Source organism: Paracidovorax sp., from assembly GCF_057642795.1.
Genome location: NZ_JBXYZY010000018.1, coordinates 1 through 11,902, shown reverse-complemented (window position 1 = coordinate 11,902; position 11,902 = coordinate 1). Strand labels below are relative to the sequence as shown.

13 protein-coding genes are annotated in these 11,902 nt (G+C 66.2%); 3 read left to right on the top strand and 10 right to left on the bottom strand.

What is annotated here, in order from left to right:
• Positions 1 to 260 precede the first annotated feature (260 nt).
• The 3 genes from flgA (at position 261) to AC3A84_RS06630 (ending at position 1,865) form a co-directional block, all read left to right on the top strand.
• Positions 261 to 1,034 carry a flagellar basal body P-ring formation chaperone FlgA gene (gene flgA / locus AC3A84_RS06640; protein ID WP_487968812.1) on the top strand — a complete coding sequence of 258 codons (774 nt, stop codon included), beginning with the start codon at positions 261 to 263 and terminating at the stop codon, positions 1,032 to 1,034.
• A 93-nt stretch (positions 1,035 to 1,127) separates the two neighbouring features.
• Complete coding sequence (gene flgM / locus AC3A84_RS06635; RefSeq protein ID WP_487968811.1) at positions 1,128 to 1,451, top strand: flagellar biosynthesis anti-sigma factor FlgM; 324 nt, start codon at positions 1,128 to 1,130, stop codon at positions 1,449 to 1,451.
• Between the two features lie 63 nt (positions 1,452 to 1,514).
• Positions 1,515 to 1,865 carry a hypothetical protein gene (locus AC3A84_RS06630; RefSeq protein WP_487968810.1) on the top strand — a complete coding sequence of 117 codons (351 nt, stop codon included), beginning with the start codon at positions 1,515 to 1,517 and terminating at the stop codon, positions 1,863 to 1,865.
• A gap of 126 nt (positions 1,866 to 1,991) precedes the next feature.
• Here the strand turns inward: AC3A84_RS06630 and AC3A84_RS06625 are convergent, their stop codons facing one another.
• The 10 genes from AC3A84_RS06625 to AC3A84_RS06580 all read right to left on the bottom strand — a co-directional run.
• Positions 1,992 to 2,708: an RNA polymerase sigma factor FliA gene (locus AC3A84_RS06625; RefSeq protein WP_487968835.1), complete on the bottom strand. Its 717-nt coding sequence runs from the start codon at positions 2,706 to 2,708 to the stop codon at positions 1,992 to 1,994.
• A gap of 8 nt (positions 2,709 to 2,716) precedes the next feature.
• A complete protein-coding gene (locus AC3A84_RS06620) occupies positions 2,717 to 3,523 on the bottom strand; it encodes a hypothetical protein (protein ID WP_487968809.1) in 807 nt (268 codons plus the stop codon).
• A complete protein-coding gene (gene flhF, locus AC3A84_RS06615) occupies positions 3,513 to 5,072 on the bottom strand; it encodes a flagellar biosynthesis GTPase FlhF (protein WP_487968808.1) in 1,560 nt (519 codons plus the stop codon). Before flhF ends, AC3A84_RS06620 begins: the two co-directional genes overlap by 11 nt.
• Entirely contained in the window at positions 5,069 to 7,153 is a 2,085-nt protein-coding gene (flhA, locus tag AC3A84_RS06610; RefSeq protein WP_487968807.1) for a flagellar biosynthesis protein FlhA, read from the bottom strand. Before flhA ends, flhF begins: the two co-directional genes overlap by 4 nt.
• Entirely contained in the window at positions 7,150 to 8,310 is a 1,161-nt protein-coding gene (locus AC3A84_RS06605; RefSeq protein ID WP_487968806.1) for an EscU/YscU/HrcU family type III secretion system export apparatus switch protein, read from the bottom strand. Before AC3A84_RS06605 ends, flhA begins: the two co-directional genes overlap by 4 nt.
• 242 nt (positions 8,311 to 8,552) lie before the next feature.
• A complete protein-coding gene (locus AC3A84_RS06600; RefSeq protein WP_487968805.1) occupies positions 8,553 to 9,182 on the bottom strand; it encodes a protein phosphatase CheZ in 630 nt (209 codons plus the stop codon).
• A 3-nt stretch (positions 9,183 to 9,185) separates the two neighbouring features.
• Positions 9,186 to 9,572, bottom strand: coding sequence for a chemotaxis response regulator CheY (gene cheY, locus AC3A84_RS06595; RefSeq protein WP_487968804.1), 387 nt, complete (start codon positions 9,570 to 9,572; stop codon positions 9,186 to 9,188).
• Positions 9,573 to 9,638: 66 nt separating this feature from the next.
• A complete protein-coding gene (gene motB / locus AC3A84_RS06590; RefSeq protein ID WP_487968803.1) occupies positions 9,639 to 10,574 on the bottom strand; it encodes a flagellar motor protein MotB in 936 nt (311 codons plus the stop codon).
• Between the two features lie 31 nt (positions 10,575 to 10,605).
• Positions 10,606 to 11,466 carry a flagellar motor stator protein MotA gene (motA, locus tag AC3A84_RS06585; RefSeq protein WP_487968802.1) on the bottom strand — a complete coding sequence of 287 codons (861 nt, stop codon included), beginning with the start codon at positions 11,464 to 11,466 and terminating at the stop codon, positions 10,606 to 10,608.
• 163 nt (positions 11,467 to 11,629) lie between these two features.
• A partial coding sequence (locus tag AC3A84_RS06580; protein WP_487968801.1) for a flagellin occupies positions 11,630 to 11,902 on the bottom strand: 273 nt, incomplete at its 5' end.

The following is an 11,902-nucleotide window of genomic DNA, read 5'->3' as shown; positions in this document are numbered from 1 at the left end:
CTCTCGGTGTGGTGGGTGCCAGGGTCCAGGCGAACTTTTGGCGTGCAGCGATTGTGGAATCGGCCCGGGTTTTCTAAAGCGCGAAGAACGCGGGAAACGATGGGCAGTTCGGTCCATCGCGTGTGCCGCTGCCGCCCTACAGTGACTGCCGTGACGCATGGACGCTGCCCGCCCGCACGCAACGAGGGCCAGCTGGGGCTCCTGCCGTATGTCCTGTTTGCATTTCCCCGTTGCGCAGCCGCCCCAAGGAGGCCCTTTCCATGAATCCCCATCCCCTGTCATACCTTTCTCGCGCGTGGCGCCGGGCCGGCGCGGCGGTGCTGGGCGCTGGCCTGGCGCTGGCGGCCGGGGCCCAGCAGCAACCACAGCCGGCAGTCTCCGCCGATCCGGCGGGAGATCTGGGCACGCTGTCCGCCCGCTGGCTCAACGAGGCGGTGCAGGCTGCGCAGGCCCAAGGAGCGGCTGGCTCCATGCCGCTGCGCATGGAAGTGAGCGTGGGCTCACTAGACCCCCGCCTGCGCCTGGCGCCGTGTAACCGGGTGGAGCCCTACCTGCCCATCGGCGCGCGCCTCTGGGGCCGCACCCGCCTGGGCCTGCGCTGCCTGGACGGCGCCACGCGTTGGAACGTTTTCCTGCCCGTCACCATCAAGGCGTGGGGGCCCGCGTTCGTGCTGACCGGCAATGTGCCGGCGGGCACCGTGCTGACTGCTGCCGACGCCATGGAGAGCGAGGTGGACTGGGCGGCCGATACGGCGCCGGTGGCAGCCACTGCGGAGTCCTGGGTGGGGCTGATCGCCTCGCGCTATTTGCTCGCGGGCCAGACCCTGCGTCAGAATATGATCCGCGCCCCCGAGCTGTTCAAGGCCGGCACCCAGGTGCGGGTCGTGGCCCAGGGCCCCGGCTTCTCGGTCACGTCCTCAGGCCAGGCCATCACAGCGGGGGCGGTAGGGCAGAGTATTCGTGTGCGCATGGATAATGGCCGCGTGATCAGTGGGACTGTGTCTCAGGATGGGACGATAGAAGCTACCTTGTAACGTTCGGACATCAATAAAGCCCTCAAGTCCGCTGATGACAGGCCGAAAACATGGCTACAGAGCCCCCCATCTGACGGGGTGGTGGAGAGAGCTATGAAGATTGGAAACAACTCAGACATCGGGAACGCCATTGCCCAGGCCGCCGCCAAGCAGCAGCAGGCCAAGGCACCCGTGCCCGCAGCCGAAGCCGTGGCAAAGAGCGCCGGCTTGTCGGCGGCTGCCGGTGTGCCCGTCACGTTCTCCAACGCTGCCCGCGGCGTGGATGCGTCGGCGCGCGGCCCGGCTGAATTCGACGCCGGCAAGGTCAAGGCCGTGAAAGCTGCCATCGACAACGGAACGTTCACTGTCGATGCCGAGGCCATTGCCGACAAGCTGCTCGCCAACGCCGAAGAGACCTTCTCCCGTTCCCGCGGCTGATTCCCGCCGCGCTGGCCATCTCCCCGCGTTCCCCGGCCCGGCGATTCGCCCTAGACTCGCCCCATGTCCCTCGAAGCCACTCTCTCCACCGTCGAGGCTCAGCTGCAGGCCGTGCAGGACGCATTGCTGGCCACCGACCCCCTCACCCTTGAAAAGGCCGCGGTTCAATTGCGTGCGGCCGCCACCGCACTGGCTCAGGCGCTGGGCGGCAGCGGCGTGCAGCCGGACGACGGCCAGGCCCAGCGCATTCGTGCCATCGGCGCCCGCCTACCCCTGCTGCGCGATCAGCTGGCCCGCGTGCTGGCACTGACCGAGCGCCAGACCGCAGCGCTTCTGCCCCCCGTGCCAGGCGTGGTGACCTACGGCGGAAGCCGCGGCCAGACCGCCGCCCGCATCTATCGCGGTCCGGGCTGATCGCCGGGTTTTAGGAATTCCGACTCAATAGGGTGCCCAGCGCCCCGTGAAAAAGAGAAAAGGCCGACATGCGTCGGCCTTTGTGCTTCTGGGGTGGTTCCGGCCGCAGTGCCGGGGCGCCCGTCCTCAGTGCGAGCGCATCTTGGCGCGCAGCCGGGCGATGGACTGGCTGTGCAGCTGGCAGACGCGCGACTCGGTCACGCCCAGCACGGCGGCGATTTCCTTCAGGTTCATGTCGTGCTCGTAGTACATGCCCATGATGTACTGCTCGCGTTCGGGCAGCGTCTTGATGGCGGCGACCAGCGAGGCCTTGAGGCGCTGGTCGCGCAGCACGGCCATCGGGTCGGCCTCGTTGTCGGCCACGTGTCGGTCGAGGAAGCTGTCATCGTCTTCGCCGCCCCGGCTCATGTCTTCGAGATAGACCAGCTGCGTGCCGCGCACTTTGCCCAGCAGCGACTGGTAGTCGGCCAGCGAGAGGCCGAGTTCTTCTGCGATCTCGGATTCGAGGGGGCTGCGGCCGAGTTTCTGCTCCATGCGCTGGACGGCGTGCTCGATGTCCTTCTGGCTCTTGCGCGAACTGCGCGACATCCAGTCGCCCTCACGCAATTCGTCGAGCATGGCGCCGCGGATGCGCTGGCTGGCGAAGGTCTCGAACTGCACGCCCTGGGCGGCTTCGTACCGTGACAGGGCTTCGGACAGGCCAATCATCCCGACCTGGATGAGGTCGTCGAGCTCCACGTTGGGCGGGAGCTTGGCGATCATGTGGTGTGCGATCCGCCGCACGAGGGGAACGTGCTGGCGGAGCTGCGCATCGCGATCGAGCTGGCCTTTGGCGGTGTACATCATGGAGGTCAGTGGCTCCGAACGAAATGCGCGGCGGGCTCCGGGTGGCGGTAAGGGGGCAAGGCGGGCATGCCGGTGCCCATGGTGCATGCGTTTTCCAGCAGTTGCAAGGCCAGGCGCTGCACGTCCTGGGGGCTGCCGGCTCGCACGATGGTGGTGCATGGCGCATGGCCCAGGTGCATGGAGGCGCAATTTTGCAGTGCATCCAGGGCCACGCGGGCCGCATTGGCGCGGCGCGCTTCCGATGGGCCGGGCTGCACCACCGATGCCACCGTGCATTGCAGGCCCGCATGCACCGCCATGTGCTTGAGCTGGCGATAGCTTTGCTCCACGCCCAGTGCTCCCGGTTCTGCCATGACCAGCGGCAGCACGGCGCTACCGCGCAGCAGCGGTGCCATCACCTGAGGTGACCCGTAGGCGACCACCAGTGCGTAGGCCCGAAAGAGCGGGTAAAGGCGCTGCAGCACCGAGGTGTCGTTCCAAGCGGCCTGCCCGGCCAGCTGGAGCATGCCGTACGCGGCGGGCACTACGGCCAGCGATTCGGTATGCGATGCCCCGCGCGAGAGGCTGCCGCCCTGCCAGTCGGTGGCGGCCAGCAGCTGCTGCAGGCCCGGGGCGTCGTCGGTTTCGCGGGCGGTGCCGTCCAGCACCACCACGGGGTAGCCCAGGCGCTGCAAGCCCGAGCAGATCTGCCAGAGGGTTTCCAGGCCCATGGTGGCATCGGGCTGGTTCAGCACGGCCAGCAGGCGCAGGTCGGCCTGCGGCGTGACGCTGAGCAGGCTCGCGCCCTGATGCAGTCCGGTATCAAGCAACATCGGCGAGCCCTCTCTCGGCGGACAGCTCCGGCGACTGCGAGAAGAAGAAGTTCAGGTCGGCGGCCTTGGGGTCGAACGCCGACTTGGCGGGCGAGCGCATGGATGCGCTCACGAGCTTGTGTGCGTCGGCGGTCTCCCAGTCTTCAGGCACGCGCTGACCGTTGGTCACGCCGCGCAGCACCATCTGGTGACGGATCAGCGCGTCAATGGCGGGGCCGAGCTTCACGGCTTCGTCCACCTTCGAGAGGATCGCCTGCTGTGCGCCCGTTGTCTTGAAGGCGCCCAGCACGTCGTCCAGCGTGTCGCCGTGGCAGCCGGCATTGAGCACCAGCAGGCGGTTGACTGCGGGCAGATCCAGCACGTCGAGCAGATCGCGCTTGCGCGGGTCGCGCGGCGCGACGCCGGTGGTGTCGATGAGCACCATCTTCTTGCCCGACAGCAGGCCGAGCAGATCCTGCAGCGCGGCGCGGTCGTGCGCGAGATGGGCCACCACGCCCAGCATGCGGCCATAGGTGCGCAGCTGCTCGTGGGCGCCCACGCGGTAGGTGTCCAGGGTGATCAGGCCCACGCTGCCCGGGCCGTGGATGCGTGCGCAGAGCGCGGCCAGCTTGGCGGTGGTGGTGGTCTTGCCGACGCCGGTGGAGCCCACCATGGCGAAGATGCCGCCCTCTTCGTAGATGGGGCGGGCATGCGAGTCAGTGCGCAGGTTGCGCTCGAGCACTTCCATCAGCCAGCGCACGGCGTGGCCGGCGGAGAGGTCTTCGGGCATGCGCTCCAGCACGCCGCGCGCCAGGGCGGGTGAATAGCCGGCACGGATGAGCTTGAGCATCAGGTTGGACTGGATCGGGTCCTGCCGGGCCTGGCCCAGCCAGGTCAGCGTGTTGAAGCGGTCCTCGATCAGCTCGCGCATGGACTGCAGCTCGTTGATGAGGCCTTGCGACGCAGCGGCCGGCGCGGGGGCCGCTGCGCGGCGCGCGGGCGCCGGCTCGGGGAGATCCATGGGGATGGAACGCAGCGGGTTGTGGCGGGCCACGGGGGCGGGCTGTGGGGCCGCCACCAAGCGTTCGCGCGGCTCGGGCGCGTAGGCGGGGCGCTGGGGCTCCTGCGGCATCGGGGCTGCGGCCGACGCACCGTTCAGCGCCTCGTGGCGGCGGCGCAGCATGCGCTCGCGCACGTAGTCCTGGAACGAGAGCGTGCTCATCGCCAGCTGCTCGGTGTCCTGCTCGACCACCGCGCGTCCGCTATGGGGCTGCTGCGGGCGCGAGGGCATGCGCGCGCGCGTTTCGGCGGCCATGTCGGAGGCGCGCTCGTGCAGGCGCCGGGCCGTGGGCGCGGCCACCTTGGCGGCCGGTGGGGGTGCCAGCGGCGCGGAGGCCGAATCCTGGCCCTGCTCCAGGCTGGAGGAGAGCGTGTCCTCGGCCGTCGCCACCACTTCCACGCCGTTCGCCACGGGGCGGTTCGACAGGATGAGGGTGCCCTCGCCGAATGCCATGCGCGCCTTGGCCAGAGCCTCGCGCGAGGTGGGGGCGTGGAAGCGTTTGATGTTCATACGGATGCACCTTTAAGGATCGGGCCGATGCGGATGGTGTGCGTTTCAGGGATCTCGCTGTGGGCGAGCACCTGCAGGCGGGGCGCGACGCGGCGCACCAGGCGGGCGATGGAATTGCGGATGGGGTCAGGAACCAGCAGGCAGGCGGGCAGGCCCTGTTCTTCCTGCTTCATGGCGACTTCGGCCGCCTTCTGCGTGAGGATGTCGGCCACGCCTGGGTCCAGCGACGAGCCGCCCGGGTTGCCCAAGGCTTGCACCAGCAGGCGTTCCAGCCCGGGCTCGATGGCGATCACGTTCAGTTCGCGCACCGGGCCGTAAATCTGCTGCACGATGGCCGGCGAGAGCGCGATGCGCACGCGGCGCGCCAGCTCCACTGGATCGCTGATGCTGCCGGCGTGCTCGGCGAGCGTTTCGATGATGGTGCGGATATCGCGGATGTGCACAGACTCTTCCAGCAACAGCTGGAGGACTTTCTGGAACGTGGCGATGGAGACCATTTTCGGGACGACTTCTTCGATGAGCTTGGGGGCCAGGCGGGTCACGTGTTCAACCAACTGCTGTGTCTCGGTACGGCTGAGCAACTTGGCTGCTTGCACTTGCATCAAGTGTGACAAATGGGTGGCCATGACGGTTTCCGAATCAACGACCGTAAAACCGGCCATTTGTGCCGCTTCCTTCTGGTGGTCGTCGATCCAGTGCGCTGGCAGACCGAAGGCCGGATCGGTGGTGGGCGTGCCGATGAGCGGCGTGGTGATGCCCCCCGGGTTGATCGCCAGGAACATGCCGGGGAAGGCCTCGCCTTCGCCCACGACCACGCCGCGCAGGGTGATGCGGTAGGCGCTGGGCTTGAGTTCCAGGTTGTCGCGCACATGGACGGCCGGCGGCAGGAAACCCACTTCCTGCGCGAACTTGCGGCGCACGCCCTTGATGCGGGTCAGCAGGTCGCCCTGCCGGTTCTTGTCCACCAGTGCGATCAGGCGGTAGCCCAGCTCCAGGCCCAGGAGGTCCACGGGTTGCAGGTCGTCCCAGGTGGCTTCGCCGTCGCCGGCGGGGGCGGGGGCTTCCTCGACCGGGGCGGGGCGCTTCTGGTGCTGCATCAAGAGCCAGGCGCCGTAGCCCAGCCCGGCACCCATGATGAGGAACACTGCGTGCGGCATGCCGGGGATCACGCCCAGCAGGATCAGGATGCCGGCGGTAACGCCCAGCACGCGCGGCGACATGAAGAGCTGCTGCACGATCTGGCGGCCCATGTCCTCTTCCTTGCCCACGCGCGAGATCACCATGGCTGCGGCCACCGAGATCAGCAGCCCGGGGATCTGCGCCACCAGCGCATCGCCCACCGCCAGCAGGATGTAGCTGTTGGCCGCCTGGGAGGCCGACAGGTCGTGTTGCAGCATGCCGATGGCGAAGCCGCCCACGATGTTGATGATGAGGATCAGGATGCCGGCGACTGCGTCGCCGCGCACGAACTTCGAGGCACCGTCCATCGAACCGAAGAAGTTGGCTTCCTCCGCCACTTCGGCGCGGCGGCGGCGGGCCTCCTTCTCGTCGATCAGGCCGGCGCTCAGGTCGGCGTCCACCGCCATCTGCTTGCCGGGCATGGCGTCCAGCGTGAAGCGGGCCGAGACTTCGGCGATACGCTCGGCACCCTTGGTCACCACCACGAAGTTGATGACCACCAGGATCGCGAACACGATCAGGCCGACGGCGAAGTTGCCGCCGATCAGGAAGTGGCCGAAGGCTTCGATCACCGCGCCGGCAGCGCCCGGGCCGGTGTGGCCTTCGAGCAGCACCACCCGGGTGGAGGCCACGTTCAGCGACAGCCGCATCAGCGTGGTCAGCAGCAGCACGGACGGGAAGGCCGCGAAATCCAGCGGCCGGATCATGTAGGCCGCCACCATCATCACCATCAGCGCGGTGGCGATGTTGAGGGTGAAGAAGGTGTCCAGCAGCCAAGAAGGAATCGGCAGCACCATCAGCGCCAGGATGGCCACCACCAGCAGCGGCGCGGACATGCCCTGCAGCATGGAGGCATTGCCACCCGCCCACTGGCGGACCGAGGTCATCGAAGGCGTTTTCATGGTGCGTCAGCCTTTGCGGCGGCAGAGGTCCGCGTGAGCGGATCGAGTTCGGGCGGTACGTAGGGGTCGGGCTGCTGTTCGGGCATGCGGCCTTCGCCGCGCAGCGCGGCCTTCAGGCGATACACGTAGGCCAGCACCTGCGCCACGGCCGCGTAGAGCTGGGCGGGAATGGGCTGCTCCAGGTCGGCATTGGCGTAGAGCGCGCGCGCCAGCATGGGCGACTGCAGCACCGGCACGGAATGCTGGTTGGCCAGGTCGCGGATGCGGAAAGCCAGCATGTCGGTGCCCTTGGAAATGACTTGCGGCGCGCTCATCGTGGCTTCGTCGTACTTCAGGGCCACGGCGTAGTGGGTCGGGTTCATCACCACGAAGTCGGCCTTGGGCACGTTGGCGACGCTGGAACGGTTGGCGATCTCGCGTGCGCGTTGGCGCATGCGTCCCTTGATCTCAGGGTTGCCGTCGGACTGCTTGTGCTCCTGCTTGACTTCCTCGTGCGACATCTTCTGCTTGGATTTGAAGAAGAAGAGTTGCAGCGGCACGTCGATCACGGCGGCGATGAACACCACCAGCAGCAGCAGCACCATGCCGGAGGTGATCCATTCGCCCGCCTGGCGGATGGCGACGGGCGAGGGCTGCATCACCAGCATGGCCACTTTCTCGATGCTGGAGCTCATGAAGTGCCAGGCGACAGCGGCGAGGATGCCGCTCATCAGCACCATCTTGCCCACCGTCACCATCTGCTGTTTGGAAAACAGGTTGGCGAAGCCCGAGAGCGGATTGAGCCGTCCGAACTGCGGCGTGATGGGCTTGAAGCTGTAGACCCACCCACCGGAGGCGATGGCGCTGCCGATGGCCGCAGTGCTGGTGAGCAGGGCGAAGGCCACGCAGGCCGCCAGGCCGATCAACGCCATCTCCGAGAGACGCGTGAGCATGCTGCCGGAGGCGTGAACGGTCTCGGCGTTGAAGGTGAGCTGGCGGCTCAGGGCGCGCTGTAGATGCTCGATGAGATAGGGCATCAGCATCAGCACCGCCACGGCGCCCATGCCCAGGATGGCGATGTGCGACAGATCCCGCGAGCGCGCAGCCTGGCCGTCCTTGCGCACCTGGCGAAGGCGCTGCTCGGTGGCGGGTAGGGATTTGTCTTGGCTGGAGCTCATGGCATGACTTCTGGGTCATGCCGATTGTCGTGAGCAGCCGTCGGATCTAAAGGCCGAATAGCGGGGGGGAGGGGGGCCAATCCGGCCGGTGCATGCGGGGCTGGAGGGCTTGCCCCCGGGCCTTCAGCGCAGTCATTCGCTATGAAATAAATAGCAAAAGGCCCTTGATAAACAAGGGCCTTGGCGTATTAAGGGGCCGCAGGCTGCGCGTGTCCCTGACGGCTCCGTACGGGAGGGGCGGCTCAGAAGCCCAGGCTGGCCAACAGGTCGTCCACCTCGGACTGGCTCGACACCACGTTGGGCGTGCTCTCCGGGTTCACAACCGGACCCTGCAGTTGCTCGCGGCGCGGCTCGGGGGTCGCCACAGGCTGGGCCTGCGGGGGCGCGGTCTGGATCAACAACTGAACCAGCTGCTCCTCGATGGTGCCGGCCAGCGTCACCACACGGGCGATCACCTGGCCTGTCAGGTCGTGGAAGTCTTGCGCCATCATGATCTCGGTCAGGTGGACGTCGGCTTCCTTCGTGACCCTTTCCACATCGGTCATGAAGTTGAAGATCTCGCCTTTGGCGACGGCGGCCACTGGGTCGGCCACCAGAGAGCTCACTACCCGGCGCGTCTCGGCAGCGATGTACTCATGCTGAGCCTTGGCCAGTTCGACCCGGCTGAGCACCTTCTCGGCCGCCTCGCCCGTCAACCGGGCGATGTAGGACAGACGACTCTGCGCATCGGGCAGCTCGCCCATCGAATCGCGCAGCTTGGTGGCATAGCCCAGCTCATTGAGTGAGTCATGCAACTGCCGCGTGAGTTGCCCGATTTTCTGGTGGACCTCGTCGTTATTCGCGTCCAGCGCGGCGGTGCCCGATGTTTTCATGACTCACAGCCCCATCTTCTTGAGGATCAGGCTCACCTTCTCCTCAAGGGTAGCCTTGGTGAAGGGCTTGACGATGTAACCGGATGCGCCGCCTTGTGCGGCCGCCACGATGTCTTCCTTGCGGGCTTCTGCCGTCACCATCAGCACCGGCAGATGCTTGAGCTTGTCGTCCTTCTTGATCTCGGCCAGCAACTGAAAGCCGTTCATGTTCGGCATGTTGATGTCAGTGACCACGAAGTCGAACTTGCTGTTGCGCAGCTTGTTCAGGGCGGCGACGCCGTCTTCTGCCTCATCGGCATCGTTGAACCCGCTTTCTTTCAGCAGGTTGCGCACGATGCGGCGCATTGTGGAGAAGTCGTCAACGATCAAAAAACGAAGGGCTGTGGTCACTGTGGACCCTTTCGGTCGGAAATTACGGTACTTGGTGTCATGGGCCGTAGCGTCTGTGACAAGTCGTTACGGCGGGGACTCGGATGCGGCATTCTCCTGCTTTTCCGCAGCAGATGGCAGAGTGGGTGTTGCTTTGGTGCTCTTGCCCAGCAAGCGCTCCTCTGCTTCCCGCGTCAATACGGTAATGGTAATGCGGCGATTCACCGGAGCCTTCGGGTCATCCGGCTCCAGAGGATCGCTGGCCGCCAGTCCGACCACGCGGCCCAGCTTGGAGTCGGGCATGCCAGCCGCCACCAGCTCGCGCCGCGAGGCGTTGGCGCGGTCCACCGACAGTTCCCAGTTGCTGTATCCGCGCTCGCCGTTGCCGTAGGGCGTGGCGTCGGTATGCCCGGCTAGGCTGATGCGGCTCTCGACGCCGCCCAGGCTGGCACCGATTTCGCGCAGGATGTCGCGCATGTAAGGCTTCACCAGCGCGCTGCCGCTGTCGAACATCGGGCGGTTCTGGTCGTCCACGATCTGGATTTGCAGGCCATCCGGGGTCAGGTCGAGGCGGATCTGCGAACGGTACTCCTTGAGCTTGGGGTTTTCCGTGATCAGCGCGTCGATCTTGGCCCGAAGCGCCTTGATGCGGGCCTGGTCCTGGCGGGCCTGCTCCGCCCGTATCGCCTCGGCGCTCATGCGCCGAGTCACCGCTTCCGCCTCGGCCCGGCGCATCTGGCCGTTGGATTTGGTCAGGTCGTTGCCGCCGCCCGGGAGAATGCTGGAGCTGTTGCCCGAGCCATCGCCGCCTTGCATCGCCACCTTCATGGGCGACGCGAAATAAGAGGCGATGCCCTGCAGCTCGCCCTTGGCCGTGGAGCCCAGCAGCCACATCAGCAGGAAGAACGCCATCATGGCCGTCACGAAGTCGGCATAGGCGATCTTCCAGGCGCCGCCATGGGCTGCATGGCCGCCCTTCTTGACGCGCTTGATGATGATCGGTTGGAGCTTCTTTTCAGCCATGGCTCATGCTGGCGGGGCGCTGCGCGCGGCCTTACTTCTTGCCCTTCACGTGCTCTTCCAGCTCGCTGAAGCTGGGCCGGTCGCCCGAGAACAGCACCTTGCGGCCGAATTCAATGGCCGTGGAGGGGTTGTAGCCCTGCATGCTCGCCAGCAGGGTGGATTTGATGCAGAGCAGTTCCTTGGATGCGTCCTCGGTCTTTTGCTCGACCAGGCCGCCGAGCGGCTCCACCACGCCATAGGCCAGCAGAATCCCCAGGAAGGTACCGACCAGCGCCGAGCCGATCATCCCGCCCAGCACCGAGGGCGGCTGTCCCACGGAGCCCATGGTGTTCACCACCCCGAGCACGGCCGCCACGATCCCGAAGGCGGGCAAGGCGCCCGCCAGGCGTGCCAGTGCGGCGATGGGGGCATGCGCCTCCTGATGGTGGGTTTCGATCTCGCTGTCCATGAGCGCCTCGATCTCGTGGGCGTTCAGGTTGCCCGAGACCATCATGCGCAGGTAGTCGGTGGTGAACTCGATCACATGGTGGTCGCTTCCCACGGTCGGGTACTTCTTGAAGATCTCGGATTCCCCTGGCGCTTCCACATCCTTCTCGATCGCCATCAGGCCCTCCTTGCGGGCCTTCTGCAGTATTTCATAGAGCATGGCCATCAGTTCCATGTACCGCGCCTTGGTGTACTTGGAGCCTTTGAAAGCCATGGGGAGCGCCGCGAGAGTCGCTTTCAGCACCTTGGGCTGGTTGTTCACCACGAACGCGCCCAGCGCGCCGCCCAGAATGGTGATGATCTCGAACGGCAAAGCTTTCAGGATGACCGAGATGTTCCCGCCATGCACGATGTACACGCCGAAGATGCAGCCGAGGCAGACGAGGTAACCGATGATGACGAACATGCTGAGGAGTGTCGAGGAGCCCGGAGGCGAACGGAGCCGGAGCTACTTTATATAGGTGTCCGCTTGTTTGTCGGCCAAAACCAGCGGTCTCTGAAGCAGTTTCGTCAAAAACAAAGGGGCCTCAGGCCCCTTTGGTGAATGATCGCTCCCCTCGCAGGGGGGTTTACTTGAGCAGCGACAGCACGCCTTGCGGAATCTGGTTGGCCTGGGCCACCATCGCCGTGCCGGCCTGTTGCAGGATCTGCGAGCGAGACAGGTTGGCGGTTTCCGAGGCGAAGTCCGCGTCTTGGATCCGGCTGCGCGAGGCGGACATGTTTTCGGAGGACGTGGTGAGGTTTGCGATAGTGGTTTCGAAGCGGGACTGCAGGGCGCCAAAGCTGGCTCGCTGGCCGTTCACTGCCGCCAGGGCCGAATCAATGATCTTGAGTGCCTTGGT

Excerpts from the sequence above, each read along its gene's own strand:
- flhA (WP_487968807.1), bottom strand. The coding sequence starts at position 7,153 with ATGAAAACGCCTTCGATGACCTCGGTCCGCCAGTGGGCGGGTGGCAAT.
- flgA (WP_487968812.1), top strand. The coding sequence starts at position 261 with ATGAATCCCCATCCCCTGTCATACCTTTCTCGCGCGTGGCGCCGGGCC.
- flgM (WP_487968811.1), top strand. The coding sequence starts at position 1,128 with ATGAAGATTGGAAACAACTCAGACATCGGGAACGCCATTGCCCAGGCC.
- AC3A84_RS06600 (WP_487968805.1), bottom strand. The coding sequence starts at position 9,182 with ATGAAAACATCGGGCACCGCCGCGCTGGACGCGAATAACGACGAGGTC.
- AC3A84_RS06620 (WP_487968809.1), bottom strand. The coding sequence starts at position 3,523 with ATGTTGCTTGATACCGGACTGCATCAGGGCGCGAGCCTGCTCAGCGTC.
- motB (WP_487968803.1), bottom strand. The coding sequence starts at position 10,574 with ATGGCTGAAAAGAAGCTCCAACCGATCATCATCAAGCGCGTCAAGAAG.
- AC3A84_RS06605 (WP_487968806.1), bottom strand. The coding sequence starts at position 8,310 with ATGAGCTCCAGCCAAGACAAATCCCTACCCGCCACCGAGCAGCGCCTT.
- AC3A84_RS06625 (WP_487968835.1), bottom strand. The coding sequence starts at position 2,708 with ATGTACACCGCCAAAGGCCAGCTCGATCGCGATGCGCAGCTCCGCCAG.
- AC3A84_RS06630 (WP_487968810.1), top strand. The coding sequence starts at position 1,515 with ATGTCCCTCGAAGCCACTCTCTCCACCGTCGAGGCTCAGCTGCAGGCC.
- flhF (WP_487968808.1), bottom strand. The coding sequence starts at position 5,072 with ATGAACATCAAACGCTTCCACGCCCCCACCTCGCGCGAGGCTCTGGCC.
- motA (WP_487968802.1), bottom strand. The coding sequence starts at position 11,466 with ATGTTCGTCATCATCGGTTACCTCGTCTGCCTCGGCTGCATCTTCGGC.